The sequence below is a fragment of the Brevundimonas aurantiaca genome, assembly GCF_014199955.1.
Taxonomy (GTDB): Bacteria; Pseudomonadota; Alphaproteobacteria; order Caulobacterales; family Caulobacteraceae; genus Brevundimonas; species Brevundimonas aurantiaca.
On the sequence record NZ_JACHOQ010000015.1, the window covers coordinates 1 to 26,331 of the forward strand.

Sequence of the window (26,331 nt, forward strand, 5' to 3'; positions counted from 1 at the left end):
AGAAGCGAGGAGATGATCTGCAGATTGTTCTTCACCCTGTGGTGGATTTCGCGCATCAGCGCGTCCTTTTCGGCCAGGGAGGCGTTCAGCTCCCGCTCGCGCTGGGTGATGGCCTCGGCCATTTCGTCCAGGGTCCGAGCCATGACGCGGATTTCCGACGGGGCGTTCATGGCCTGGAGCGGCCGCACCGAAAAGCGACCGCGCGCATAGAGGGCGGCGATCCGTTCCAGATAGTCCAGCCAGCGGATGAAGATCCGCTCGGACAGCAGCATGACGGCGGCGAAGGCCGTCAGCCAGGCGCCCAGGGGCAGAAGCAGGGTGCCGATCGGATTGAGCCGCGCCCAGGACAACAGCCCCGGCGCCGGCGCCGACAGCAGGGCGTAGAGATCGCCCCCGGCCAGAACCGCTCCGGCGTAGTCGCGGCGCTGGCCCTGGCTGTCCTTCGCCGCGAAGACGGCCGAGCCCTGGTCTCGCGCGCGCTCCACCCAGCCGGTGACGTCGCCCCCGTCCGACAGGCGGAAGGCGGCGGGGTCGCTGGCGAGCAGCACCCGCCCTGCGGCGTCCGTCAGCGCCGCTTCGGACTGGTCGGGCAGGGCCGGATCGCGAGTGTCCGGCTGAAGCGCCGACAGGGGAATGACGGCCGCCATGGCGCCGTCGAACCGGCCCATCGGCCGTTCGGCCCGGATGGCGACGATCAGGGCGGCGGGATAGCCGGCGTAGACGGGGGCGCGAACCACCACCAGATCCTCGCCGCGGCGAAGCCGTTGGAACCAGGTCGAGCCCGCCGCCGGCGTCACGCCCGACCGCAATCCCTCGGGACGTCCGGAGGAACAGACCGCCTCGCCCGTCGGGCTCAGGCGATAAAGGCCCTCATAACCCTCCAGCCGATCGACCAGGGCGGTCAGGCGTGGTGCGCAATAGGGGCCCAGGGCGTCGGGGCTGAGCGCGCGCAGCAGAACCTGGGCGCTGTCCAGCCGCGCCTTGGCGCTGCCGGCGCTGCGTTCGGCGGCCAGTTGCAGATCCGTGCGGCGATCATCCGCCTGCCGGCGGAAGTCCGCCTGGGTCTGGATGACGATCAGGATCAGTATGGGCAGCAGGGCCAAGGCCATGGCCGTGCCCAGCCGGAAGCGAATGCCTTGGAACCGGGCCGAATTCCAGCGTGGTCCCAGGCGAGGCCTCGGATCGGGGGCGTCGGATTGGGCGGCCTGGTTCACCGAGGCTCAGGACCGGGCGCCGGCCAGCCTGTCGGCTTCGCCGAGAATGGTGCGCATGGCGTCCCCGGCGGCCTTGCCGTCGCGGCTGTATCCGCCCTTTTCCAAGGTGGTCAGAAGCGCGCGGCGCGCCCGGCTGACGCGGCTCTTGACCGTGCCGACGGCGCAGCCGCAGATCTCGGCCGCCTCTTCATAGGCGAAGCCGCCGGCGCCCACCAGGATCAGGGCTTCGCGCTGCTCTTCCGGCAGGGTCTTGAGGGCCTGTCTCAGCTCGTCCAGCGCCACCGGCGCCTCGGGGTCGTCCACCGCCACCAGGGTCCGCTCGGCGGCCTCCTGGTCCAACTGCGACTGACGCCAGGACCGGCGTTTCTCGGAATAGAACTGGTTGCGCAGGATCATGAAGGTCCAGGCCTTCATGTTGGTGCCCATCTGGTAGCTGGCGCGCGCGTCCCAGGCCTTCATCATCGCGTCCTGGGCCAGATCGTCAGCGGCCGTCGCATCGCCCGTCAAGGTGCGGGCGAAGGCGCGCAGATGCGGAATCAGCAGGACCAGTTCCCGCTTGAAGCCCTCATCATCCGCAGAGGCGGGTTTGGGCGCGGCGCCCAATCGGGACGTGCTCATGCGCCACCGTCCGACGCCTTGGCGTCGGCGCGCTTCAGAATATCCAGGAATTCGTCAGGCACGGGCTCGTTGACCACCTCGTCGAACATGTGCCGCAGCTTGACGCCGATGGCCTGTTGACGAAGGCGAGCTTCTTCGAGCCCCGCCTCCCCCGTGTTGCCGGCGCCCTTGCGCCGCGAGGAATCGGAAGAGTCAATCATAGACAGAACACCGCCCACCCAACTGCAGTGCAGAAATGCAGGTCCATTAACGGTCCCTCTGGCTCCGGGTTCCTCAAATGCGGTAATAAAAATCGACAGAGCGCAAGCGCTGCGGAACCGCATCGGGGCTTTGGCGTTTTCAGCCTCTGTATCGCTGTCGTCCATCCTCGGGCGCGCAGCCTCTGTCGGGGACTATCCAGCATGAGCCTTCTGGCCAGACTTGCGCCGCATCTGCCCTATGTCCGCCGCTATGCGCGGGCCCTCACCGGCGATCAATCGACCGGCGACAACTATGTGCGGGTCGCACTCGAAGCGCTGGCTGCGGGAGAGCAGCAGCTCTCGCCGGACATGACGCCGCGCGTCGCCCTCTATCACGTCTTCCACGCCATCTGGTCCTCGACCGGCGCCCAGTTGGAAAGCGGCTCTCAGATCGGCGCCTTGGGCGACGGCCGCGACGAGGCTTCGCGTCGCCTGATGCGGATCGCGCCGCGCTCGCGCCAGGCCTTTCTGCTGACGGCCCTGGAAGGCTTCACGCCTTCGGAAGCGGCCCAGATCCTTTCGGCCGATCCCCGCGACGTCGAGCGGCTGATCGCCGACGCCCAGTCGGACATCGACGCCGAACTGGCCACCGACGTCCTGGTGATCGAGGACGAGGCCATCATCTCCGCCGACATTCAGAGCCTGGTGAAGGAACTGGGCCACCGCGTCACCGGGGCTGCGACCACCCATGACGAGGCCGTCGAGGCGGTGGCTCGCCACAAGCCCGGCCTGGTTCTTGCCGACATCCAGCTGGCCGACGGCTCTTCCGGCATTGATGCGGTCAAGGACATCCTGAAGGACATCGACGTGCCGGTGATCTTCATCACCGCCTTCCCCGAACGCCTTCTGACCGGCGAAAGGCCTGAGCCGACCTTCCTGATCACCAAGCCCTTCCAGCCCGAGACGGTGAAGGCGGCGATCAGCCAGGCCCTGTTCTTCCACCCGTCGCGCCACAAGGAAGCGGCTTAATCTTGGACGCCCAGCGCCCGACAAGGGCGCGGATGAAGCCCCGGCCGCCTCGGCGCCGGGGCTTTTTCACATCAGCTGGACGGCTGGGTCGGGGCGTTGACGTTCGCCGCCTCTCCGGTCGGCACGGGCTGCGGCTCGCCGTTCGGGCCGGTCGGCGCGTCGGCGGCCGGCGGCGTCGCAGCATCGCCGCTGAAGGCGCGCGCATCGACCGCCTGGTCCCCGTCGTTGGCGTTGGTCTGGGACAGGCCGCCCTGGCTGAACATCCAAAGCAGACCCAGCAAAAGCGCCGCGCCGCCCAGGGAGGCGATAAGGATCAGCAGGATTCGGCTGCCGGATCGGCCCTGGCGAGCCGAGCGCGCATCTACGCCCTGACGATCGACCAGACGATCGTTGTTCGGTTGCGGTTCTTGGTGCGTCATGGTCTGCGTCCCGGCTGTTGCTTATGACCAGACACAACGCCGCCTGAGTAACGGCGTTCCTACCCGGGATCTTTCGCGCCAGGCACGAAAAAAAGCCGCCTGTTGTCGGGAACCGGGGTTCACCCACGCCGTTAGGAGACTGCGGAGGCGGCGACGCCCCCCCGACTTGAGATTGGCGACAGCCAATCTGCCGCCTCCGCACCTCATTCTCGATGATGCCACTTCAAAGGCGGTCCGCTTGGACCGCCTTTTTCTTTTCAACCCGGCCCTCGACCCGCGCCGCGCGCAGGGCCAAGATGATCCTCAAAGAAAACGCACGGAGAGAGACGCATGGTTTCCAACGCCAAGATCAATCGTCAGTGGGTGCTGCGTCAGCGGCCCAAGGGCCTGGTTCAGCCCGGCGACCTGGAGCTGGTCGAGACGCCCGTGCCGGAGGTGAAGGAATCCGAGGTGCTGGTCCGCACCGTCTATCTGTCGCTGGACCCCACCAACAGGACCTGGATGAACGATTCCGAAGGCTATCTGCCGCCTGTGGGGCTGGGAGAGGTCATGCGCGGCCTGACCCTGGGGGTGGTGGAGCACAGCCGGTCGGACCGGTTCAAGGTCGGCGACGTCGTCATGCCCGCCGCCGGTGGGTGGGCGGACTACGCCGTCGTGCCCGAAGCCGGGCTTCGGCCCGTGCACCGGGCGCCCGGCCTGCCGCTGACGGCCAATATGTCGGTCCTGGGCATGACCGGGCTGACGGCCTATTTCGGCGTCACCGACGTGCTGAAAGCCAAGGCCGGCGAGACGATGGTGATCTCTGCGGCGGCGGGGGCGGTGGGTTCGATCGCCGGCCAGATCGCCAAACAGCGCGGCTGTCGCGTCATCGGCGTCGCCGGCGGCCCTGAGAAATGCGCCTGGCTGACCGACGAACTCGGGTTCGACGCGGCGATCGACTATAAGAACGAGGACGTCGGCGACGCGCTGGACCGGCTGGCGCCCGACGGAATCGATCTCAACTTCGAAAACGTCGGCGGCGACATCATGATCGCCGTCTTCAACCGGCTCAAGGTCCACGGCCGGATGGCGGTGTGCGGCCTCGTCTCATCCTACAACGCCACCAAGGCGCCGCCGTCGCCGAACTTCGCCCGGATCATCACCCATCGGCTCCATGTCCAGGGCTTCCTGGTTCTGGACTATGCGCCTCGCGCCCGCGAAATGGTCGCGGAGATGGGTCCGTGGCTGGCCGAGGGCAAGGTGAAGTGGAAGGTCCACGTCGATGACGGCCTGGAAGGCGCGGTGGACTCGTTGAACCGCTTGTTCACCGGCGACCACGACGGCAAGCTGCTGGTCCGTGTTTCCGAAGAACCAGGCTGAAGGATTTCCATGAGCGACCCCCTGCTCGTCCATTTCGAGGATCTGGAGACGGGGCAGGTCGTGCCCCTGGGGGCCTGTGCGGTCGATCCGGGAGCGCTCGACCTCTTCGTCGAGCGGTTCGCGCCCGGCTGGGACGCCGCCTATGGGGCGCCCGATGCGATGATCTACGCCCTGTGGAGCCGATTGGCGGCCGAGAAGTCGGGCGCCTGGGCCCAGACCAAGATCCTGGCCGTCGACGGGCTGCGTTATCTGCGCAATCCGCCGCCGGGCGAGCTGCTGCGGGGCCGGATGACCGTCATGGGCAAGGATCCGGTCGGGGACGGAAAGGGCATCGTCATCGCCCAGCACGATCTGCTGGACGAGGCCGGGCGGCTGGTCTTCTCCTGCCTGACCCGCGCCCTGTTCTCCCGCCGCTGAAATTGAAAACGCCCGCCGGTGCGACCGGCGGGCGTTCTCCTTGACGTCAGGCCGAGGCTCAGTTGACGCTGGCCGGGGCCTGGCGAAGGAAGGCCAGGGCGATCAGGCGGTCCCAGCCCAGCAGCGACACCAGATGGGCGTAGATCTGGCCCAGGGCGCCGTTGTCGCGCAGCTCGGCCAGCTTCTCGGCCGGCAGGGCCCTCAGCTTGTCTTCCGACACGGCGTAATATTCGGCCAGCTTCTGGGGCGCGCCGGGCGTGCCGTCCGGGTTGCGCGGGGTGAAGACGGCTTCACGCACGTCCAGCAGGTCCAGGTCCTGGATCAGCTTGACGAAGGCTTCGGTGCGCTGACGCTCCTGTTCGAAGTTGTTGCAGAACTCCATCGCCATATTGGTGTAGTCGCTGGGCTTGCCCTCGACGAACAGCGGGTTCTGGCCGCCCTCGGCCACGATCGAGGCGCCGCGGTCGATGCACAGGATCAGGCGCTGATTCTGCTTGTCGTCGGCGAAGACGAACGGATAGCGGCGCACATAGGCGGGGATGTAGGCGTCGGGGCGGAAGTCGCCGTCGTCCGCCACGAACAGGTTCTCGCCCTGGCGCAGCCCCATGACCACGACCGGCTGGCGGTTCTCACCGGTGAAGATCACCGGATAGGACAGGGCGGCGGCGGCGAACTCGGTCACCGTCAGCGGCACGATGTTGGTCTGGCCGACGAAGGCGTAGGGCTTGTCGGCGGCGTTGACGCCCAGCGCGCCGTGCAGGGTCGGGTCCAGCGGTTCCGGCTTCGTATAGAAGAGGACGTTGCCTTCGAGCGGCGAGTTGTTCGTATCGGTCATGAGGAGCCAGGCGCTCTTGGAGTGGAATGAGGCGGGCCTTCTAGCCCAAGCCCGCCTCAGCGGCAAACGGCCCCGATCAGGAACCGGTCAGAAGGCGTAGGAGACGCCGATCCGCAGGTTGCGCCCAGGCAGGGGCGCGATGTCCTTCAGGAAGGAGGTATGCTCGCGCGCCTCCTCGTCCGTCAGATTGTGCGCCTCGGCGAAGACGGTGACGTCCTTGTCGGCGAACGGCCGAACCGCCCCGCGCAGATTGACCAGCGTATAGGCGTCGGTCGGCAGTTCGCCTTCCGCCAGCCTGTCCTGTTCGCCGACGTGGCGCACTTCGCCAGTCAGGTCCCAAAGCGTCGAGGTCCAGGCCAGACGGGCAGTCGCCGACCAGGGCGGAATGCGCGCGGCCGGACCCAGGTCCGTGTCGGCGCGGACATAGTCGGCCGCCCCCTCCAGCGACAGTTTGCGATCTCCGTCCTGCCACAGGGCGTAGGCGGCCTCGGCCTCGAAACCGTAGAAGTCGGCGTCGGTCTGGACGAAGCGATAGACGGGGAAGGTCTCGCCCTCGTCGGTGGTGAAGTCTGCGCCGGTGCGGCGTTCGTCGATGAAGCCGTCGTACCAGGCCTTGTAGAGGTGCAGATCCCCGGAGAACCGGTCACGGTCGAAGTGGACCGTGCCCTCCAGCGTGGTCACCTTCTCGGTGTCCAGGCCCAGGTCGCCGGTCTCATAGGCGGCGGTGGCGACGTGGACGCCGTCGGCGAACAGTTCGACCTCGCTGGGCGCGCGTTCCGTCCGCGACAGGCTCAGCCCCAGGAACAGGCCGGCCTGGGGACGCAGGAAGGCGGCGCCGCTGGCGGACCAGTTGTCGAACTGACGCTCCACCTCGGCCGTCTCGCCCAGCGGAACGGCGCCCAGGGTGCGGCGGTCATAGCGCAGCCCGCCCTCGAAGCCGTAGCGGTCGCGGTCATAGCGCTGGACCGTGTACAGGCCCTGTTCCTCGATCTTGACGGTCGGGACGAAGGCCTCCTCGCCGATCGCCTCGAAATTGCGCTCCAGGGCCTGGACGCCGACGGCGCCGTTCCAGCCGTTCCGCTCGCGCTGGACCAGTTCGCCGCGGGTCTCCCAGCCGTCGGAGTTGAAGACGGTGCCCGGCTCGCCCGGTCCTTCGAACTCGGTGTGGGTGTAGTCGGCGTGGCCGTAGGAGGCGCGGACCTTGGCGAAGGGGCCGGCGTCGAACCGGTATTCGCCGCGGCCGTCCCAGCGCTCCTGCTCCAGATTGATGAAGACCTCCGGCTCGGCGACCGTGCCGTACTCGCTTTCGGTCTTCTTGTAGGACAGGCCGACGAAGCCCTTGTCGGCGATATAGGAGCCGCCGACGCCCCAGGCGTTCAGCTCGGACCAGGAGTTCGGTTGCTTGTCGCCTTCGCCGCGCGGCTCGCCGTCGCTGTCGGCCAGAACCTGGGACCGGGCGGGGGAGGGGATGTCGTAGTCATCCGTCTTGCGGGTCACGCCGCTCAGGTTGAAGGCGAACCGGCCGGCGCCGACGGTGACATGGCCCGAGGCGCCCCGACCGTCGTCCACGCTGGAATATTGGGTCGAGACCCGGCCCTCGACCCCGCCTTCAGGCAGGGCTTCAGGGATGCGGTCGTCGATGATGTTGACCACCCCGCCGATGGCCGAGCCGCCATAGACCAGGGTGGCCGGGCCGCGCACGACCTCGATCCGATGGGCTTCGCCGGGATCGGTGGCCACGGCGTGGTCCGGCGAAACGGAGCTGGCGTCGATCTGGCCCAGGCCGTTGGTCAGCACCTGGACGCGCGGGCCGGACAGGCCCCGGATCACCGGGCGGCTGGCGCCGGGGGCGAAGTCGGTCGAGCGCACGCCTGGCAGGCCGTTGACCAGATCGCCCAGAGACGTCGCCGGGGCGATGGCCAGGGCCTGGTCGTCCAGCACGTCGGTGGCGATGGTGGTGGCGCGCTGGGTGACGCCATAGGGGGTGGCGGTGACGATGACGTCATCGACCTGGGCCGGACGGCCGGGGCCGGTCTGGGCCAGGGCGGCGGCGCCCAGGGCGCTCCAGGCGACGGCGGAAAGCAGAAGCGAGCGGGTGACGGTCTGACGCATGGACATCACTGGGGTTCAGGAGAGGAAGCGTTTCTGTTATGAGATAACATCACGGACTGCAAGCCGTGTTCTGTTGCGGCCGGGCTTATCAAGGATTAGCTGTGGCTCATGAACGCCGTCTGCGACCATGATCATCTTCATTCCGGCCTTGACGGCGCACGCCTGGACCGCGCCCTGTCCGAGGCGGAGGCGCGGGTGGTCTCGGCCGGCGAGCGCATGACCCCGCCGCGCCGCCGGGTGCTGTCGCTGCTGCTCGAGAGCGGCGAGCCGGTGAAGGCCTATGATCTGATCGCCCGGTTCGGCGAGGACGGACAGGCCGCCAAGCCGCCCACCGTCTATCGCGCGCTCGAATTCCTGGAACGCCACGGCATGGCCCATCGGATCGCTTCGATCAGCGCCTATGTCGCCTGCGCCGGCCAGGAGGTCGGGGGCAGCCATGCGGCCGCCTTTCTGATCTGCGACTGCTGCGGGGTGACGCGCGAGATCGACGGGCCGGGCCAGGACGTCATCGCCGCCGCCGGCGCCGCCGCCGGCTATGCGATCGCCCGCACCACGATCGAGGCGCACGGCCTGTGCGCCGCCTGCCGGGATGCGGCCTGATCATGGATGCGGCCCTGATGTCGCCGCCGCGCCGGCTCAGCGTCCCGATCGACAATCGATGGGGCGGGGGGCGGATGTCGGTCCTGGACTTCGGGGATCCGAAGCGTCCGGTCGATCTGATCTTCTCCCACGCCAACGGTTTCAACGCCGGCGCCTATCGCAGCCTGTTGTCGCCCCTGTCGACGTCGCTGCGGATCTGGGCCCCGGACCTTCGCGGCCATGGGGCCTCTGACCTGCCGGTGTTCGCCCGGCCCAAGACCAGCTGGCGGGATCACCGCGACGATCTTCTGGCCCTGATGGAGACGATCGAGGGTCCGCCGCCGGTCCTGGCGGGCCATTCCATGGGCGGGACCGCCTCCCTGCTGGCGGCGGCGGAGCGGCCGGACCGGGTCGCCAGCCTGGTTCTGCTGGACGCAGTGATCTGGCGGCGGTCCGCCATGCTGGTGTTCAACCTGCCCTTCGCCCACCGGTTTCTGTCCCGCATTCCGATCGCACGCGCCACGCTTCGCCGCCGCGCCCTGTTCGCCAGCCGCGAGGAGGCCATGGCCGCCTACCGCGGTCGGGGGGCGTTCAAGGGCTGGCCCGACATGGTGCTGGCCGACTATCTGGCCGAAGGTCTGGTGGAAGGCCCCGACGGCTTCACCCTGGCCGCCACCCCGGCCTGGGAGGCGGCCAACTACGCCGCCCAGGCGCACGATCCCTGGCGGGCGCTTCGCCTCTATTGCGGTCCAATCCGCATTCTAAAGGCGGAACACGGCGCCTTGACCCACGTGCCCTCGTCGCCGCGCGGCCTGCCGCACGTCTCGGTCGAGGTGGTGCGCGGCGGCGGTCACATGTTCCCCATGACCCACGCCGACGTGACGCGCGAGGCCCTGTTCGAAGCCGCCGTCTGAGGTCGGACGAATAATCGGGGGACAGGGCGGTCGCCCCCATGATAAGGCCGCCTTGAGCATAACCCCCGAGACGCCTCGCTTGCCCTTCTTTCACGCCGGTCCCGCGCCCCAAGGCGCCGGCCCCCGACCGGGGGCCCTTCGCGACGGGCTGATCCTGACGCCGGGGATGAAGGTCGGCCTGTTCGGCGGATCGTTCAATCCGGCCCATGAAGGCCACGCCCATGTGGCCGAGACGGCCATGCGGCGGCTGGGCCTGGATCGGGTGGTCTGGCTGGTCTCGCCCCAGAACCCGTTGAAGGACGCCCGCGACAGCGCCCCCCTGGCCGAACGGATGGCCTCGGCCCAGGCCCAGGCCAGGGTTGGCGGCCCGTCCATGATCGTCTCGGATTTCGAAAGCCGGGCCGGGGTGGTCTGGACGGTCGAGACCCTGCGCCTGCTGGTCGCCCGCCATCCGGGCGTCCATTTCGTCTGGGTCATGGGATCGGACAATCTGGCCGGCTTCCATCGCTGGCGGGGCTGGACCGACATCATGCGGCTGATGCCCGTGGCGGTGATCGCCCGGCCGGGATCGCAGCTGGACAGCCGCACGGCGCCGGCGGCCGCCCGCTTCGCCGCCTTCCGCATTCCGGCCGAACAGGCGGGCCTTCTGCCGACCCTGGCGGCCCCGGCCTGGACGTATCTGACGGCGCCTTTGAATCCCCTGTCGTCGACCGCCATCCGGGCCTCGAAGAGGCCGGACGCGGGGTCGTGATCTCGGCGCCGGTTCACGTTCGCGCCCATCCGTGCTAAGGGGCTGCTTTAGTCAATGCTCTTGGAGCCCTCCGCTGACCCCCTCGCCCGCGTATGACGCGCAAGACGCCGCCGTTTCGAACACGGCGCACGAGATGGACCCTATCGAACCTCTCCATTCCGAAGACGGATCTGAAACGACCGCCGCATTCGGGGATTCCGTCCCCCGCCCGGTCGGATCGACTCCGCTTGAAGAAGCCCTGCTGAGCCGCCTCGACGAGGACAAGGCTCAGGACATGGTCCTGATCGACCTGAAGGGCAAAAGCGCCATGGCCGACACCATGATCGTCGCCTCCGGCCGCTCGCACCGCCACGTCGGCGCCATCGCCGACCACCTGCTGCGCACCCTGAAGGACCAGGGCCTGGGCAAGGCCAAGGTCGAGGGCCTGCCGCACTGCGACTGGGTCCTGATCGACGCGGGGGATGTGATCGTCCACCTGTTCCGTCCGGAAGTGCGGACCTTCTACAATATCGAGAAGATCTGGGCCGTGGACTCGGCCCACCGCATGGTCCGCGACTAGAGAATGAAGCTGAGCATCGTCGCCATCGGCCGACCGGGCCGGGGGCCTGAGGCGACGCTCGCCGACGACTACGCCCGGCGCGCCACCCTTGCGGGACGCGCGCTGGGCCTCGGTCCCCTCGAACTGATCGATCTGGAAGCCCGTAAACCCGGCAAGGCGCCGGAGGCCGAGTTGATCCTTGCGGCCGCCGAGGGCGCGCACCTGATCGCCTGCGACGAACGGGGCAAGACCTATTCCTCGCGCGCCTTCGCCGACCACGTCGCCAAGCTGCGCGACCAGGGCGAACGCCGTCTGGTCTTCGCCATCGGCGGGGCGGACGGGCTGGACGAAAGCGTGCGCGCCGCCGCCGCCTCGACCCTGGCCTTCGGTCCCCAGACCTGGCCCCACGCCCTGGCCCGCGCCATGTTGGCCGAACAGCTCTATCGGGCCGTGACCATCCTGGCCGGATCGCCTTATCATCGCGACTGACATGGGCCGCGCCTCAGCACTCTCTCTCGCCCTGATGACGGGCCTGGTCCTCGCCGCCCCGGCGGCGGGGCGCCAAGCGTCCGAGAGCGAGCTGGCGCGGATCCAGGCCGACTATCGCGACGAGGCCGTGCGGGCGCGGCGCCTGCGCGCCGACGCCGAGGCCGCCAAGGCCGAACTGGCCCAGCTGGAGCGTCGGCTCGCCGCCCTGCGCGCCGACGAACGAACCGACGACCGCCAGATCGAGGACCAGAGGGCCCGGCTGAAGCAGCTGAGCGAACGGGAGGCGGACCTGGTCACGGACCTGGCCCGCGAGCGCGGCGCCCAGGGGCGTCTGCTCAGCGCGCTTCAGATGATGAGCCGCCGCCCGCCGCCGCCGCTTCTGGTTCCCGCCGACAAGGCGATCGACACGGTGCGCGCCTCCATCCTGTTGAAGGCCATGACGCCCGAGCTGGAGCGCCGCGCCAAGGCCCTGGCCGAGCGTCAGGCCGAGATCATGCGCATTCGCCGCCTGGCGGTCCTGTCCTCGGAACGGCTCTTGACCACCGAAAGCGCCCAGGGCGATCGCCGCGCCCAGATCGAGGGGCTGACCGCGCGCAAGACCGCCCTCACCGCCGTGCTGAACGCCGAGGCGCGCAGCGCCGAACGGGCGGCGCGGGCGCTGGAGGCTCGAATCCGCGACCTGGGCGGCGCCGTTCCCTCCGCCCAGGAGGCCGAGGCCGCCGAGGCCGAGACCGCGCGCCTGCCGGCCGGCCGCAACCGGCTCAGTCCGCCCGTGCGCGGCGCGCCGACCCAGACCTGGGGGGCGGGAACCTCGGGCTGGCGCTGGCGCGCCGACCGCGCCCCCGTCGCCGCCCCGGCTGACGCCAAGGTGGCCTACGCCGGTCCCCTGACGGGCTGGGGCCAGGTGGTGATTCTTGATCTCGGCCCCGGCTGGCGGGCGGTGATCGCCGGGCTGGAGCAGTTGGACGTCCAGGCGGACGCCCGGGTCTCCGACGGCCAGACCCTGGGCCGCAGCGGGCCGGACGGCGACGTCTATTTCGAACTGCGCCGGGACGAGCGCCCGATCGACCCCGGTCCCTGGCTGCGATGAGCGGCCGGATGCGCCCTCGGGCGACGATTGGCCTTGCTTTCCCGCCGGACGCTGATTTTATCGGACCGACGCCGCTCAGCCACGATTTCGTCGTGTCTGTGCGGCCCTACCCTCCCAACGGGCGCCTTCCATGATCGGCCCGACCGAAAGAGACCGAATGCGTAAACTGCTCCTCGTCGGCTGCGCCGCCCTGGTTCTCGGCGGCTCGGCCGCCGTCGCCACCAGCCAGACGCCCCGCAACGAAACCTTCCGCATGCTGGAGCTGTTCGGCGACGTGGTCGGCATCGTCGAGCAGGCCTATGTGGTCCCGGTCGACAACAAGAAGCTGATCGAGGCCGCCCTCGCCGGCATGATGACGGCGCTGGATCCCCACTCCAACTATCTGCCGCCGTCCAACTATGACGAACTGCGCGAGCGGACCGAGGGCCAGTATTCGGGCGTCGGCCTGACCATCACCTCCGAAGGCGGCCTGGTGAAGGTCATCTCCCCGATGGACGAAAGCCCCGCCGCCAAGGCCGGGGTTCAGGCCGGCGACGTCATCAGCGCCATCGAAGGTCAGAACGCGGCGGGCCTGACCGTCAGCCAGGTGTCGGAAAAGCTGCGCGGCGCGGCCGGCACCAGCGTGCGCGTCACCTTCCTGCGCGACGGGGAGGAGCCGCGCGAGGTGACCCTGACCCGCGAGATCATCAAGGTCCAGTCGGTCACTGGCCGGGTCGAGGGCGATTTCGGCTATCTGCGCGTCTCGACCTTCAATGAGAACACCGGCCGCGAACTGTCCGAGGCCATCGCCAAGATCAAGGCTCAGAAGCCGGGTGTGAAGGGCTATGTCCTGGACCTGCGCAACAACGGCGGCGGCCTGCTGAACGCGGCCATCGACGTGTCCGACGCCTTCCTGGAGCGCGGCGAGATCGTCAGCCAGCGCGGCAGGAAGCCCGAGCAGATTCAGCGCTATTCCGCCAAGCCCGGCGACCTGACCGGCGGCCTGCCTCTGGTGGTCCTGGTCAACTACGGCTCGGCCTCCGCCTCCGAAATCGTCGCCGGCGCCCTGAAGGACCACGAGCGGGCGACCATCGTCGGCCTGACCAGCTTCGGCAAGGGCTCGGTCCAGACGGTGATCCCGCTGCGTCAGGGGCGCGACGGCGCCCTGTCGATCACCACGGCCCGCTACTACACGCCCTCGGGCGCCTCGATCCAGAAGATCGGCATCGAGCCGGACCTGGAGGTCGCCCGGTCCGAGGCCGAGGCCCGGATCGTCTCGCGCTCCAGCTTCATCTATTCCGAGGCCGCCTACGCCACGGCCCTGGACTCCTCCATCGGCGCCGAGCGCAAGGGGCCGCACACCCCGCGTGAAGCCCCGGGCGAGGCCTATGACAAGGAAAAAGACTACCAGCTGCAACGCGCCCTGGACGTCCTGCGCGCCGGCGGCGACCTGTCCAAACTGTCGGCCCCGCCGGAGGGGATTGTGGTGACCGAGCCGGGTTCGGAACCGAAGGCGGACGAGGGGTCGGAAGAGACGCCTGAGGACTGATGTCTAGTCTTCTCCGTCATCCTCGGGCTTGACCCGAGGATCGGGCGAGGAGCGAGACGTGCGCCTGACGTCCGCGCAGAGCGGCGGCGCATTCGATCCTCGGGTCAAGCCCGAGGATGACGCAAAGCGGGCGGGGACGTGACTCGCATCGGTTGCCTTTCCCCCCGTTTTCCTTCATAAGCCGCCGCTTCCGACGCAAGTGAACCTCGCGTCTCCACCCACACGACCCCCGCTCCGTCGGGACGAGGTGGGCGAGAACCCTCCGCCGACGTGATCGTCGCCGGGGGTCGTTGTCGTATGGAGCCGTTTCACCTGCGCCACATGAGGTAGTGAATGTTCGAGGCTCTGAACGAGCGGCTGACAGGCGTTTTCGACCGGATCACCGGCCGCGGCGCCCTGTCCGAAAAGGATGTGGCCGAGGCGATGCGCGAGGTGCGCGTGGCCCTGCTCGAGGCCGACGTCGCCCTGCCGGTCGTCAAGGAATTCATCGCCTTCGCCACCGAGCGCGCCACCGGCGAAGAGGTCATCCGTTCGGTCAAGCCCGCCGATCAGGTGGTCAAGATCGTCTATGACGGTCTGATCGAAATGCTGGGCGGCGAAGAGCCGGTCCCGCTGAACACCAACGCCAACCCGCCCGCCGTGGTGCTGATGGCCGGCCTTCAGGGCTCGGGCAAGACCACGACCTCGGCCAAGCTGGCGCTGCGCCTGACCAAGTTCGATCGCAAGAAGGTCATGATGGCCTCGCTGGACACGCGCCGTCCGGCCGCGATGGAGCAGCTGGCCCAGCTGGGCAAACAGATCGAGGTCGCGACCCTGCCCATCGTGGCGGGCGAAAGCGCGGTCCAGATCACCCGCCGGGCCCTGCAGTCCGCCAAGCTTCAGGGCTTCGACGTCCTGATCCTCGACACCGCCGGCCGCATCACCCTGGACGAAGGGCTGATGAACGAGGTGGCCGAGGTCGCCGACATCGCCAAGCCGGTCGAGACCCTGCTGGTCGCCGACAGCCTGACCGGCCAGGACGCCGTCCGCACCGCCAAGGCCTTCCATGAGCGCCTGCCCCTGACCGGCCTGGTCCTGACCCGGGCCGACGGCGACGGCCGCGGCGGCGCCATGCTGTCGATGCGCGCCGTCACCGGCCTGCCGATCAAATATCTGGGCGCCGGCGAAAAGGTCGATGCGCTGGACGTCTTCGACGCCCGCCGCGTCGCCGGCCGCATCCTGGGCCAGGGGGACATCGTCGCCCTGGTCGAAAAGGCCGCCCAGGACCTGGACCAGGCCAAGGCCGAAAAGATGGCCCGCAAACTGGCCAAGGGCCAGTTCGACCTGGACGACCTGGCCGGCCAGCTTCAGCAGATGAAGCGGATGGGCGGGCTGCAGGGCATCATGGGCATGCTGCCCGGCGTGGCCAAGATGAAGGCCCAGATGGCCGACAGCGGCGTCGACGACCGGATGATCCTGCGCCAGGAAGCCATCATCTCTTCCATGACCAAGGCCGAGCGCAAGAAGCCCGACCTCTTGAACGCCAGCCGCAAGAAGCGGATCGCCGCCGGCGCCGGGGTCGAGGTCCAGGACGTCAACCGCGTGCTGAAACAGCACCGCCAGATGGCCGACATGGTCAAACAGATGGCGCGCGGCGGTCCCAAGAAGATGCAGCAGATGGCCGCCATGCTGGGCGGTCTCGGCGGCGGGGGCGGCGGCCCCGATCTGAACCGACTGAAGGCCCTGGGCGGCGGCAAGATGGCCGAGCCCTCGGCCGACGAATTGAAAGCCATTCAGGACCGCCTGGCGGGTCTGGGCGGCGGACAACTGCCGGGGGGGCTTCCGGGCCTGCCTGGCCTTCCCAAGAAATAACGACTTCCTAGAAAGAGACTTGAAATGCTGAAGATTCGTCTGGCTCGCGGCGGCGCCAAGAAGCGCCCCTACTACCACATCGTCGTCGCCGATTCGCACGCCCCGCGCGACGGCAAGTTCATCGAGAAGGTCGGCTCCTACAACCCGATGCTGCCCAAGGACGGCGCCCAGCCGCGCGTCGCCCTGAAGGTCGAGCGGATCGCCGAATGGCTCGGCAAGGGCGCCCAGCCGACCGACCGCGTCGCCCGCTTCCTGTCGCAGGACGAGACCCTGGGCGCCAAGGTGAAGTGGTCGCAGGGCAACAACCCGAACAAGGGCGCCCCCGGCAAGAAGGCGCAGGAGCGCGCCGCCGAACGCGCCCAGCGCGAAGCCGACCGCCTGGAAGCCGAAGCCGCCGCCAAGGCCGAGGCCGCCGAAGCCGCCGCCCGCGCCAAGGAAGAGGCCGAAGCCGCCAAGAACGCTCCGGCTGCTGAAGAGGCTCCGGCCGCCGAAGCCGCCGCTGAAGAAGCCCCGGCTGCCGAAGAGACCACCGAGGCCTAAGTGGCCGACCCTCTCCCGCTTGCGGGAGAGGTGGCCCGGCGTTCGCGCAGCGAACCAGGGTCGGAGAGGGAAGTCTTTCTTTCAAGAGGAAGACTTCCCCCATCGTCAGGCGTGTCGCTTGCGCGCCACGACCTGACACTTCCCCCGCAAGCGGGGGAAGGTCTTGAGGATCCGAATGTCGAAAGACTCCAGACTCATCCTCGTCGGCCAGATCGGCGGCGGTTTCGGGGTGCGGGGCGAGGTGCGGGTGACCGCCTTCACCGCCGATCCCCTGGCCCTGACCGCCTATGGTCCGCTGCTGCGCGCAGACGGCACGGTGGCCCTGACCCTGACCTCGACCCGGCCCGACAAGAACGGCGTCGTCGGCCGGGCCAAGGAGGTCGCCACCAAGGAACAGGCCGACGCCCTGCGCGGCCTGAAACTCTACGTCCCCCGCGACCGCTTCCCCGAGCCGGAGGAGGACGAATTCTATCTCGCCGACCTGATCGGCCTGGAGGTCCGCGACATCGCCGGCGCCGTCATGGGCTCGGTCAAGTCGGTTCAGAATTTCGGCGCCGACGACATGCTGGAGATCGCCCCCGCGACCGGCGGCCCGACCTGGTATCTGCCCTTCACCAAGGAAGCGACGCCCGAGCTGCGGCTTTCCGAAGGCTGGCTGACCGCCGTGCCCCCGACCGAAGTCGGCGAGCGCGAGCCGGACTGAGGTATTCGCGCCCAAGGGTGTTGCGAATGGCGCGGCGGGCGCCGACATAGGCCTATCGCAAAGCCGAGGCCTCTCCATGACCGACCTGTCCGCCTTCCCGATCACCACCCGCTGGCCGGCCCAGCATCCCGATCGGCTCCAGCTCTATTCCCTGCCCACGCCCAATGGGGTGAAGGTCTCCATCATGCTGGAGGAGATCGGCCTGGCCTATGAGCCGCACCTGATCGACATCATGGCCAATGAGACCTGGGGGCCGGAATATCTGTCGCTGAACCCCAACGGCAAGATCCCGGCCATCCTCGATCCGGACGGCCCGAACGGTCAGCCCTTGGCCCTGTTCGAATCCGGCGCCATCCTGATCTATCTGGCGGAGAAGACAGGCCAACTGCTCTCGAGCGATCCCGCCACACGGTACGAGACGATCCAGTGGATCATGTTCCAGATGGGGGCGATCGGTCCCATGTTCGGCCAGCTGGGCTTCTTCCACAAGTTCGCCGGCAAGGACTATGAGGACAAGCGTCCGCGCGACCGTTACGTCGCCGAAAGCCGCCGCCTGCTGGGCGTGCTGGAGACGCGGCTTGCCAATGAGGGCGGAGAACCCCGCGACTGGATCATGGGCGACTATTCCATCGCCGATGTCGCCACCCTCGGCTGGGTCCGCAATCTGATCGGCTTCTATGAGGCGGGCGAGATCGTGGGCTTTGCGGACTTCCCCCGCGTCGCAGCCTGGCTGGAGCGCGGCCTGGCCCGTCCTGCGGTGCAGCGCGGTCTGAACATCCCAGCGCGGAACTAGGCGCGACGGAGCAGGCGGCCCGCGCCCAGGGCCGCAAATCCGACGACCAGCCCCCAGAAGGCCGATCCCACCCCGAACAGGGCCAGCCCCGAGGCCGTCGCCGCAAAGGTCAGGACGGCGGCTTCGCGCGAGGGCGCATCGGCCGTCAGGCTCTGCAAGGCGCCGCTCAGGGGGGCGATCAGGGCCAGGCCCGTCACGGCCGCCAGCACGGCCGGGGGCATGGCGATGAACAGGCCCGCCAGCGGCGCGGCGAACAGGGCCACGATGAGGTAGAAGCCGCCGTAGATCACCCCGACGATCCAGCGTCGGCCCGCATCCGGATGGGCGTCAGGGCCGGTGCAGATCGCCGCCGTGATGGCCGCCAGATTGACCCCATGCGCGCCGAACGGCGCGGCGATCAGGCTGGCGATCCCGGTCGACAGGATCAGCCGATTGGCCGGCGGCGGATAGCCCGCGCTCTGCAACACCACCAGTCCCGGCAGGTTCTGCGCCGCCAGGGTCACCAGAAACAGCGGAAAGCCCAGGCTGACCGCCGCCTTCCAGTCGAAGGCGGGGGCGACGGGCTCCAGATGGCCGAACAGGCCGGTTCCCGCAGGAAGCGCCAACTGCCCCCGCATAGCCAGCACCGCAAACGCCGCCGCCAGCACGGCGGGCAGGGCCCAGCTCGGCCAAAGCCGCCGCAAGACCAGAAAGACCGCGATCAGGCCCACGACCAGAACCGCCTCGTCCGGCACGACCTTGAACAGTCGCATCACGAAGGGCAGCAGCACGCCCGCCAGCATGGCCGAGGCGATGGCCGACGGGATCCGCCCCGCCAGCCGTCCCAGGGCCGGGATCAGGCCGGTCAGGATCATCAGCAGGGCGGCAAAGACGAAGGCGCCGACCGCCGTCGCCCACGACAGCCCCAGCGTCGAAGCGGCCAGCAGGGCCGCGCCCGGCGTGGACCAGGCCAGGACCACGGGGATTTTCAGCCGCCAGCTCAAGAGGGCGCCGGGAACGCCGATGGCCAGGCAGAGCGCAGTCACCATGGAGCCGATCTGGCCGGCGTCCGCGCCCAGGGCCTGCCCCGCCTGAACCACCAGGGCCACGGTCCCGCCGAAGCCGATCACCGTGGCGACGGCCGCCGAAGAAAAGGCGGAGGCGGGCGGGGCGCGCATGGAAAAGGCCGGAGCAGTCATGCTCCGGCCCTTAAACCGTCGCCTCAAGGGGCGGAAGCGGGATCAGCCTTCGAAGTCTTCCGGCAGACCCACGGCGTGGAAGCCGGCGTCCACATGGACCACCTCGCCCGTGGTCGAGCGACCCAGGTCCGAGCACAGCCACAGGGCGGCGCCGGCGACGCCCTCCATCGAGGTCTCTTCCTTGATCAGGGAGAACTGGGCGCTCTTGGAGTGCAGGCCGCGCCCGCCCGAGATTCCGGCCAGCGACAGGGTGCGCATGGCCCCGGCCGAAATGGCGTTGACGCGGATGTTCTTGGGCCCCAGGTCGCGCGCGATATAGCGGGTCGCCGCCTCCAGCGCCGCCTTGGCCACGCCCATGGTGTTGTAGTTCGGAATGACCCGTTCGGACCCCAGATAGGTCAGGGTGATCAGGCTGCCGCCGTTCGGCATCAGCTTGGCGGCGCGACGCGACACGTCCACGAAGCTGAAGGCCGAGATGTTCAGGGCCAGAAGGAAGCTGTCGCGGGTGGTGTTGTCGACGAAACTGCCCTTCAGCTCGTCCTTGTTGGCGAAGGCCACCGAGTGGACGACGAAGTCGATCGTGCCGAAGGTCTTTTCCAGCTCGGCGAAGGCGGCGTCCATCGAGGCGTCGTCGGTGACGTCGGCCGGGATCAGCAGCTTGGCGCCGACGCTCTCGGCCAGAGGGCGCACGCGACGCTCCAGGCTCTCGCCCAGATAGGTGAAGGCCAGTTCGGCGCCCTGGGCCGCCAGCTGCGAGGCGATGCCCCAGGCGATCGAACTCGAATTGGCCACCCCCATGATCAGGCCCTTCTTGCCCTTCATGAGGTCGCCGGTCGGCATGTCCCAGCCTTCGGATGTGGCCATGGTTCGTCTCCTGATGATTTGCCGGGAGGGTTAGCAGGGGTCGGCGCGAACCGGAACCCCTGCCGCCTTCCCTTGCGTCACAGCAGGGCCGAAACCGCCGCCCGCGCAGCCTCGCCCAGGTCTGGGCGCTTCAGGGCCAGGGCGACGTTTGCGCGCAACAGGCCGATCTTGTCGCCGCAGTCGTGGGTCACGCCTTCGTATTCGACGGCGGTGAAGACCTGGGTCGCCATCAGTCGGGCCATGGCGTCGGTCAGCTGGATCTCATTGCCGGCGCCGCGTTCCTGGGTGGCCAGCAGGTCGAAGATTTCCGGCTGCAGGATGTAGCGGCCCGAGATCGACAGGTTCGACGGCGCCGTCCCTTGGGTCGGCTTCTCGACCATGCCCTTCATGGTGATGCGGCGGCCGTCGCGGCCGGCCGGATCGACGATGCCGTATTTGTGGGTCTCGCTCTCGGGCACGGCCTCGACGCCGATCAGATTGCCGCCGACCTCCTCGTAGGCCTCAAGCAACTGCTTTAAGGCGCCGGGTTGTCCATCCACGATGACGTCAGGCAGAAGGACGGCGAAAGGCTCATGCCCGATGATGTCGCGGGCGCACCAGACCGCGTGGCCCAGCCCCTTGGGCTGCATCTGGCGGGTAAAGCTCATCTCGCCGGCCGAGGCCAGTTCGGCGTTCATCATTTCCAGGATGTCGGTCTTGCCCTTGGCCTGCAGTTGAGCCTCAAGCTCGATCTGGTGATCGAAATAGTCCTCGATCGCTCCCTTGGAGCGGCCGGTGACGAAGACGATGTGTTCGATCCCCGCCTCTCGGGCCTCTTCGACGATGTAGGAGAGGATCGGCCGATCGACGACGTTCAGCAGTTCCTTGGGGGTCGTCTTGGTGCCGGGCAGAACCCGGGTGCCGAGGCCCGCGACGGGCAGAACGGCCTTGCGCAGACGCGCGGGCGTGGTGGTCATCAATGAATCCTGACAGCTATCCCGCCCCTCTTAGCCGGTGCGGGCCGGCGAAAGAAGGGGCGGGACGGCGGTCGGTTCCGCCTCAGCCGGCGGGACGCTGCATCGGGGTCAGGGCCGTAGCCGCGGCGCGCTGGGCCTGGAGCTGGTCTTCCGGCAGCGGGATCAGGCCGCGGTCGGCCAGATAGCCGCCCTTGCCCGCCGCGCCTTCCGACAGGAACTCCTGAATGAACTGCTGCAGGCCGGGGATGACGCCGATATGGGCCTTCTTCACATAGATGTAGAGGCTGCGCGACAGCGGATATTCCCCGCTGGCGATGGTTTCGGCATTGGGCGTGACGCCGTCGATGGTCTCGGGCTTCACCGTGTCCAGGTTCTGTTCCAGGAAGGAATAGCCGAACACGCCCAGCGATCCGGGCGTGCGGCTCAGGGTCTGGACGATGGCGTTGTCGTTCTCGCCCGAATCGATCCAGGCGCCGTCTTCACGCAGGGTGTGGGCCAGGGCTTCGAACCGGTTCTTGTCGGCCTTTTCCACGGCGGCGGTCGCAGGAACCAGCTTGGCGCCGGGGGTCATGCCCAGCTCCAGGAAGGCGTCGCGCGTGCCCGAGGTGGGCGGCGGGCCATAGACCTGGATGCGCTGGTTCGGCAGGCCCTTGTTGACCTCGTTCCAGGTCTTGGCCGGGTTGGCGACGAACTGACCGTCGGCGCCCGGCACTTCCTTGGCCAGACCCTCATACAGGTCGTTCAGTTCGAAGTTGAAGCTGTTTCCGTTGCGGGCGGTGGCGATGACAATGCCGTCGAAGCCGATCTTCAGTTCGACGATGTCGGTCACGCCGTTCTTCTGGCACAGGTCGAACTCGGACGCCTTCATCGGGCGCGAGGCGTTGGCGATGTCGGGCGTGGTCGGGCCGACGCCCTGGCAGAAGGCCTGAATGCCGCCGCCGGTGCCCAGGGATTCAACGCGGGGCGCGGCGCCGCCTGAGGTGCGGGCGAAGTTCTCAGCCACGCGGGTGGCGAAGGGGAAGACGGTCGAGGAGCCGGCCGCCCAGATGCCGGAGCGGGCGCTGGAGGCGCCGCCGCCGGTTCCGCCGTCGCCGCAGGCCGCCAGGGCCAGAAGGGCGGCGGCCGCCGTCGTCAGTTTCAGTGTGCGGATCATCGTGCGCTCTCCCTGAGCATCGGTTTGGCGACGGTTAGACCAGAGGATTGTGAAGGTTTTTCCGGCAATGAGCGCGAGGTCGGGGCCTTAGAGCAGGCGCTTGCGCATCACCTGGGACAGGGTGTCGATCAGGGTCACGGCGACCACGATGACGATGGCGATGGCGGCGACGCGGCTGTAGTCGAAGGCCTGGATGCTTTCGAACAGGGTCTGGCCGATGCCGCCCGCGCCGATCAGGCCCAGCACCGTGGCCGCCCGGCTGTTGGACTCGAACCGGTACAGGGCGAAGGAGGTCCACAGGGGCGCCACCTGGGGGAAGACGCCCCAGACGATCTCGTGCAGCTTGCCGGCGCCGGTGGCGCGCACCCCCTCGACGGGCCCCTTGTCGATCGACTCGACCGCTTCGGAAAACAGCTTGGCCAGGACGCCGCCGGTGTTCAGCGCAAGCGCCAGCACCCCCGCCAGCGGGCCCAGGCCGACGGCGACGATGAACAGGGTGGCGATCACCAGGTCGGGGATCGAGCGCAGCAGGTCCATGACCCGGCGAACGATGAAGACCATCCAGCCCGGCGCGATGTTGCGCGACGCCATCAGGCTGAGCGGCAGGGCCAGGAAGACGGCCAGGAAGGTGCCCCACAGGGCGATCTGCACCGTCAGCCACATCTGACCCGCCAGGCTGGCGGTCGGCTGGGTGAAGACATGGGTGAAGGCGGTCCAGAAGTCCCCGGGCGGAAAGATGGCGCCCCAGTCGGGCCGCAGCAGATCCGCCCCATAGGTCGAGATGTTCGACGAGCCCGAGAAGAGCCGGCCGATGTTCTGCATGTCCACCTTGCCGAAGCTGGCGATCAGGATGATCGCCAGACCGCCCCACAGCATCAGGTCGAACAGGGTTGAGGACAGGGGCTTCTTCGGCGCGGCGGGAACGGCGTCCGGGGCCAGGCCGCCGCGGGCGGCCTTGTCGGCGGCGGCAATCTCGGCGGCGGCGTCGGTCAAGGCTGGACCTCGCGCTTGGCGCGCAGGGCGGCCAGTTCGCGTTCGGCGGCGGCCACGGCGGCCTGGTCGTTCTTGGCCTTGGCCTCGGCCAGCTTCTGGTCGGCGACCATTTCCCGCACCGGGTCCAGATAGGAATCGTCGGCGGCGCGGAACATCGAATAGTTCAGCCCCGCCAGCACCTGACGTTGACGGTCGGCTTCAGGCCCCTGGCCCTGGCCGTAGGTCAGGAAGAAGCTGCGCAGCTTCTCCTTCAGCACCGGGTCCAGGTCTTCGCGGATGACGATGCCCGATTCCGGGATCGGCGGAGAGACCCAGATGTCCTCGATCTGCGACGCCAGCTGCGGGTTCTCGCGGCGCATGAAGACGGTGTTGACCGAGTTGGAGGTGGCGACGTCGACCACGCCCGTCGCCACGGCGAAGGCGTTGGCCTGGTGGCTGGCCGAACGCACGGTCTTGAAACACTGGTTCGGCACGATGCCGCGCGGATTGAACAGGAAGGTCAGGGGCGCCAGGGTGCCCGAGGTCGACTGGGCGTCGCCGATGCCGAAGTCGTACTGCTTGCCGCAGGCCAGAACCTTGTCCAGCGTAATGCCCGAACCCTTACGCACGATCAGGGTCGAGGTGTAGCTGTCGCGGCCTTCCGGATCGACGATCCGGGCGATGACCTCGCCCTGGGCGCGGTCCACGGCCTCCAGGGCCGGCTTGGCCGAGAACCAGGCCACCTGGGTCTGGTTGAAGCGCATGGCCTCGATCAGGACATTGTAGTTGCCGGCGAAGAAGGGCTTCACCGGAACGCCGATCGCCTTGGACATGTCGTCCAGCAGGGGCTGCCACAGCGGGCCAGACGAGGCCTGGCCTTCGGCCGACAGGATGGAGAAGGTCAGTTCCGACGGCATGGCGCCGGACGCCTTCTTGTCCTCGCCGCCGCCGCACGAGGCGACGCCCAGCAGCAGGACCGCGGCGCCGGCCGCTGCGAACAGACGACGGGAAAGAGATGTGCGGGACAGGCTCATGCCTTGGTCTCCCAGAACGCGTCCTCGAATTCGGGACCGTAGATGTCGATGAGGCGCTGGTGGTCCAGGCCCGTGGCGGGACCGTCATAGACGATCTTGCCGCCCTGCAACGCGATGACGCGGTCGCAGTAGCGGATGGCGTAGTCGACCTGGTGCAGGGTGACGATCACCCCCATGCCGTCGCGCCGATTCAGCTCGACCAGCAGCTCCATCACCTTGCGGGCCGACACCGGGTCCAGCGAGGCGACCGGCTCGTCGGCCAGGATGGCCTTGGCGCCCTGGACGATGGCGCGGGCGATGGCGCCGCGCTGCTGCTGACCGCCCGACAGGGTGTTGGCGCGCTGGCCGGCGTAGTCGCTGACCCCGACCCGGTGCAGGGCGGCCATGGCCCGGTCCTTGTCGGCCTGGGGCCACAGGCCCAAGAGGCCCTGCCAGGTCGGCAGGCGGCCCAGCGCCCCCAGCATGACGTTGGAGAACAGGGACAGTCGGCCGACCAGGTTGAACTGCTGGAAGATCATGCCCAGCCGCGCGCGCGCCTGGCGCACGGCGCCGGTGACGCGGCCGTCCTTCTGCACCGTCTCGCCGAAGACGCTGATCGTCCCCTTGCCGGGGTCGATGGACTGAAGGCCGGTGATGGAGCGCAGAAGCGTGGACTTGCCCGATCCCGACGGACCGATCAGGGCCACCATCTCGCCCGAGGCGACGGAGATCGAGACGCCGTCCAGCGCCTTTCGCGATCCGAAGGTCTTCGACACGTCACGCGCCAGGACCAGGCCTGGGGCGGCGGCTGCGGATGAACTCATGAACTCGCTGGGAAGGCTGTGGCGAACGGGCGCCGCATGACGCGACCGGGGCGTTTGGGCAAGTCTTAATCGCACGTCCGGCGCAATCTCGTCCAGACCCCGTCGTCCCTGCGTCGTTGCAGCCTGGTGTCGCAGCGGCCCTGTCAGCGCGCCAGGGCGACCGCTTCCAGCCGTCGGATGTCCGCCTCGATGGGCAGGGCGGCGCGCGATCGCTCCACGGCCGCCTGGGCCAGGACGGCGACCGGCTCGGCCAGCCGCGGCGTCGCCGCCAGCGCGGCCAGACCCTTCTGCAGCCGCATGGCCACGGCCAGATCGCCCGCCCCATAACGGGCGATCGGACCGAACAGGTCTTCCAGCAGGTCTTCGGCCGTGACCGCCGGCCCCAGCAGTCGGTCGCAGCGCGGCGGCCTGGGCCCGTCGTCTTCGGGCGGCTGGACCCAGACGTCCAGCAGCCGCACCCCCGTCCCGATCACCTGAATGGCCGTGCCGGGGTCGTTGACGCCGGGCGACAGGGCCTTGGCGGCGATCTCGCCCAGGACGATCAGTCCGAACCGCGGATCCTGGTCGAAGGAGCGCGAATCCCCCAGGGCGAAGGCCGAACGGAAATCGGCCTGGGCCTCTTCGTCGCAGGCCGCCAGGCTGACGCGCGCCAGAACCGCGCCGCGTCGCACGAAGGCGCCGGGAGGGGCGACGATCTCCACCTGGCAGTCGCGCGCCTCGGCCATGGTCTGCAACCGCGAGGGATCGACGTTCTGCACATAGCCGGTGCTTGCCGCGACGATCTCGGCGCCCGTGGTCAGCCGTCCCTCGCGGCCGCCGAAGAAGGGGGCGTCGCGCCGCGTTTCCAGGGCCTTCAGGGCGCGCGCCTCCACCAGGTCGATCGTATGGCCGACCCGCGCCAGGCTGGACAGACGGTTGATCCAGGCCAGCAGCCGAAAGGCCACCAGCCCGACCATGGCCAGGCTGACCAGGAACAGAATGGCCCGCCCGTTCTGGCCGTAATAATGGGCGTTGATCGCCGTCACCGAGACGATGGCGTAGAGGAAGGCGCCGACGAAGGTGGCCAGAGCCTTCTGGGTCTCGTCGTCGGAGGTCACCAGGGCGGCGACCCGGGGGCTGGCGGCTGTGGAGACCGACGTATAGGCCGTCACCATGGCGCCGACGGAGAAGGTCGCCACGCCCAGCAGGCTGGAGGCCAAGATGGTCAGGATGGATTCGACCGACTCGCCGCCCAGTCGTTCGGCCATGTCGTCGGGCACCCAGGGGGCCAGGGCGGCGGCCAGCAGGGCGGCGGCCACCCCCACCCCGGCGTAGGCGGTCGCCTTGACCCACAGTTGGCGCGTCCATTTGCGCCACAGGAACAGCCACCGATTCATTGCGCCCTCCAGCCGAGGCAACGGCGCAGAACCGCTG

General features: G+C 68.7%; 28 protein-coding genes. 14 read left to right on the top strand and 14 right to left on the bottom strand.

The features are described from left to right. The 3 genes from GGQ93_RS15660 to nepR all read right to left on the bottom strand — a co-directional run. Positions 1 to 1,214, bottom strand: a 1,214-nt coding sequence (locus tag GGQ93_RS15660; protein ID WP_311734619.1) for a histidine kinase dimerization/phosphoacceptor domain -containing protein, incomplete at its 3' end; no start/stop codon positions are given. 6 nt (positions 1,215 to 1,220) lie between these two features. Further along, the gene (locus GGQ93_RS15665) at positions 1,221 to 1,832 is read right to left on the bottom strand and encodes a sigma-70 family RNA polymerase sigma factor (RefSeq protein ID WP_054764058.1); all 612 of its coding nucleotides are present in this window, start codon (positions 1,830 to 1,832) and stop codon (positions 1,221 to 1,223) included. After that, positions 1,829 to 2,032, bottom strand: coding sequence for an anti-sigma T factor NepR (nepR, locus tag GGQ93_RS15670; protein ID WP_054764057.1), 204 nt, complete (start codon positions 2,030 to 2,032; stop codon positions 1,829 to 1,831). The genes GGQ93_RS15665 and nepR overlap by 4 nt, the downstream gene beginning before the upstream one ends. A 201-nt stretch (positions 2,033 to 2,233) precedes the next feature. On the opposite strand from nepR, the gene phyR reads away from it, so the two are divergent. Continuing rightward, positions 2,234 to 3,040, top strand: coding sequence for an anti-anti sigma factor/receiver protein PhyR (gene phyR / locus GGQ93_RS15675; protein WP_152948987.1), 807 nt, complete (start codon positions 2,234 to 2,236; stop codon positions 3,038 to 3,040). Positions 3,041 to 3,111: 71 nt separating this feature from the next. Here the strand turns inward: phyR and GGQ93_RS15680 are convergent, their stop codons facing one another. After that, complete coding sequence (locus GGQ93_RS15680) at positions 3,112 to 3,459, bottom strand: hypothetical protein (protein WP_152948986.1); 348 nt, start codon at positions 3,457 to 3,459, stop codon at positions 3,112 to 3,114. 330 nt (positions 3,460 to 3,789) lie between these two features. Between GGQ93_RS15680 and GGQ93_RS15685 the strand changes: the two genes are divergently transcribed. Then, positions 3,790 to 4,818, top strand: a complete 1,029-nt coding sequence (locus GGQ93_RS15685) for an NADP-dependent oxidoreductase (RefSeq protein ID WP_183218308.1) — start codon at positions 3,790 to 3,792, stop codon at positions 4,816 to 4,818. A 9-nt stretch (positions 4,819 to 4,827) separates the two neighbouring features. Beyond that, positions 4,828 to 5,235 carry a hotdog family protein gene (locus GGQ93_RS15690; protein ID WP_054764053.1) on the top strand — a complete coding sequence of 136 codons (408 nt, stop codon included), beginning with the start codon at positions 4,828 to 4,830 and terminating at the stop codon, positions 5,233 to 5,235. 58 nt (positions 5,236 to 5,293) lie between these two features. Here GGQ93_RS15690 and GGQ93_RS15695 read toward each other — a convergent pair whose 3' ends face one another. Together GGQ93_RS15695 and GGQ93_RS15700 are read right to left on the bottom strand one after the other, a co-directional pair. Continuing rightward, a complete protein-coding gene (locus tag GGQ93_RS15695) occupies positions 5,294 to 6,070 on the bottom strand; it encodes a SapC family protein (RefSeq protein WP_054764052.1) in 777 nt (258 codons plus the stop codon). An 87-nt stretch (positions 6,071 to 6,157) separates the two neighbouring features. Then, positions 6,158 to 8,188 (bottom strand): TonB-dependent receptor, encoded by a 2,031-nt coding sequence (locus GGQ93_RS15700; RefSeq protein WP_183218310.1) that lies wholly within the window; start codon positions 8,186 to 8,188, stop codon positions 6,158 to 6,160. Positions 8,189 to 8,290: 102 nt separating this feature from the next. Between GGQ93_RS15700 and GGQ93_RS15705 the strand changes: the two genes are divergently transcribed. The 11 genes from GGQ93_RS15705 to GGQ93_RS15755 all read left to right on the top strand — a co-directional run bounded on the left by GGQ93_RS15705 (position 8,291) and on the right by GGQ93_RS15755 (position 17,958). Then, positions 8,291 to 8,782 (top strand): Fur family transcriptional regulator, encoded by a 492-nt coding sequence (locus tag GGQ93_RS15705; protein ID WP_054764050.1) that lies wholly within the window; start codon positions 8,291 to 8,293, stop codon positions 8,780 to 8,782. Positions 8,783 to 8,784: 2 nt separating this feature from the next. Beyond that, on the top strand, positions 8,785 to 9,675 hold the full coding sequence (locus GGQ93_RS15710) for an alpha/beta hydrolase (protein WP_221233752.1): 891 nt from the start codon (positions 8,785 to 8,787) through the stop codon (positions 9,673 to 9,675). Between the two features lie 52 nt (positions 9,676 to 9,727). Next, positions 9,728 to 10,426, top strand: a complete 699-nt coding sequence (locus GGQ93_RS15715; RefSeq protein WP_257720136.1) for a nicotinate-nucleotide adenylyltransferase — start codon at positions 9,728 to 9,730, stop codon at positions 10,424 to 10,426. A gap of 133 nt (positions 10,427 to 10,559) precedes the next feature. Continuing rightward, positions 10,560 to 10,985: a ribosome silencing factor gene (gene rsfS, locus GGQ93_RS15720; RefSeq protein WP_082382550.1), complete on the top strand. Its 426-nt coding sequence runs from the start codon at positions 10,560 to 10,562 to the stop codon at positions 10,983 to 10,985. Positions 10,986 to 10,988: 3 nt separating this feature from the next. Next, the gene (rlmH, locus tag GGQ93_RS15725) at positions 10,989 to 11,453 is read left to right on the top strand and encodes a 23S rRNA (pseudouridine(1915)-N(3))-methyltransferase RlmH (protein ID WP_152948980.1); all 465 of its coding nucleotides are present in this window, start codon (positions 10,989 to 10,991) and stop codon (positions 11,451 to 11,453) included. Between the two features lies 1 nt (position 11,454). Continuing rightward, positions 11,455 to 12,543, top strand: a complete 1,089-nt coding sequence (locus tag GGQ93_RS15730; RefSeq protein WP_183218312.1) for a murein hydrolase activator EnvC family protein — start codon at positions 11,455 to 11,457, stop codon at positions 12,541 to 12,543. Positions 12,544 to 12,700: 157 nt separating this feature from the next. Continuing rightward, positions 12,701 to 14,071: a S41 family peptidase gene (locus GGQ93_RS15735; protein ID WP_183218314.1), complete on the top strand. Its 1,371-nt coding sequence runs from the start codon at positions 12,701 to 12,703 to the stop codon at positions 14,069 to 14,071. Between the two features lie 333 nt (positions 14,072 to 14,404). Beyond that, entirely contained in the window at positions 14,405 to 15,922 is a 1,518-nt protein-coding gene (gene ffh / locus GGQ93_RS15740; protein ID WP_183218316.1) for a signal recognition particle protein, read from the top strand. 24 nt (positions 15,923 to 15,946) lie between these two features. Then, on the top strand, positions 15,947 to 16,462 hold the full coding sequence (gene rpsP / locus GGQ93_RS15745; protein WP_054764044.1) for a 30S ribosomal protein S16: 516 nt from the start codon (positions 15,947 to 15,949) through the stop codon (positions 16,460 to 16,462). A gap of 169 nt (positions 16,463 to 16,631) precedes the next feature. Then, positions 16,632 to 17,165 carry a ribosome maturation factor RimM gene (gene rimM, locus GGQ93_RS15750; protein ID WP_224764373.1) on the top strand — a complete coding sequence of 178 codons (534 nt, stop codon included), beginning with the start codon at positions 16,632 to 16,634 and terminating at the stop codon, positions 17,163 to 17,165. Between the two features lie 76 nt (positions 17,166 to 17,241). After that, complete coding sequence (locus GGQ93_RS15755) at positions 17,242 to 17,958, top strand: glutathione S-transferase N-terminal domain-containing protein (RefSeq protein WP_183218320.1); 717 nt, start codon at positions 17,242 to 17,244, stop codon at positions 17,956 to 17,958. Here GGQ93_RS15755 and GGQ93_RS15760 read toward each other — a convergent pair. The 8 genes from GGQ93_RS15760 to GGQ93_RS15795 form a co-directional block, all read right to left on the bottom strand. After that, complete coding sequence (locus GGQ93_RS15760) at positions 17,955 to 19,136, bottom strand: benzoate/H(+) symporter BenE family transporter (RefSeq protein WP_224764371.1); 1,182 nt, start codon at positions 19,134 to 19,136, stop codon at positions 17,955 to 17,957. The two genes, GGQ93_RS15755 and GGQ93_RS15760, sit on opposite strands and share 4 nt — an antisense overlap. A 42-nt stretch (positions 19,137 to 19,178) precedes the next feature. Beyond that, positions 19,179 to 19,976 carry an enoyl-ACP reductase FabI gene (locus GGQ93_RS15765; RefSeq protein ID WP_183218344.1) on the bottom strand — a complete coding sequence of 266 codons (798 nt, stop codon included), beginning with the start codon at positions 19,974 to 19,976 and terminating at the stop codon, positions 19,179 to 19,181. 101 nt (positions 19,977 to 20,077) lie between these two features. After that, positions 20,078 to 20,956, bottom strand: coding sequence for a UTP--glucose-1-phosphate uridylyltransferase GalU (gene galU / locus GGQ93_RS15770; protein WP_183218322.1), 879 nt, complete (start codon positions 20,954 to 20,956; stop codon positions 20,078 to 20,080). A gap of 82 nt (positions 20,957 to 21,038) precedes the next feature. Beyond that, positions 21,039 to 22,109, bottom strand: a complete 1,071-nt coding sequence (locus tag GGQ93_RS15775; RefSeq protein WP_183218325.1) for a substrate-binding domain-containing protein — start codon at positions 22,107 to 22,109, stop codon at positions 21,039 to 21,041. Positions 22,110 to 22,196: 87 nt separating this feature from the next. After that, positions 22,197 to 23,102 (bottom strand): phosphonate ABC transporter, permease protein PhnE, encoded by a 906-nt coding sequence (gene phnE, locus GGQ93_RS15780; RefSeq protein WP_370513365.1) that lies wholly within the window; start codon positions 23,100 to 23,102, stop codon positions 22,197 to 22,199. Continuing rightward, on the bottom strand, positions 23,099 to 24,115 hold the full coding sequence (gene phnD, locus GGQ93_RS15785) for a phosphate/phosphite/phosphonate ABC transporter substrate-binding protein (RefSeq protein ID WP_054764039.1): 1,017 nt from the start codon (positions 24,113 to 24,115) through the stop codon (positions 23,099 to 23,101). Before phnD ends, phnE begins: the two co-directional genes overlap by 4 nt. Continuing rightward, complete coding sequence (gene phnC / locus GGQ93_RS15790; RefSeq protein WP_183218327.1) at positions 24,112 to 24,918, bottom strand: phosphonate ABC transporter ATP-binding protein; 807 nt, start codon at positions 24,916 to 24,918, stop codon at positions 24,112 to 24,114. The genes phnD and phnC overlap by 4 nt, the downstream gene beginning before the upstream one ends. Positions 24,919 to 25,061: 143 nt before the next feature. Next, positions 25,062 to 26,294, bottom strand: a complete 1,233-nt coding sequence (locus GGQ93_RS15795; RefSeq protein WP_183218330.1) for a DUF2254 domain-containing protein — start codon at positions 26,292 to 26,294, stop codon at positions 25,062 to 25,064. Positions 26,295 to 26,331: the final 37 nt, after the last annotated feature.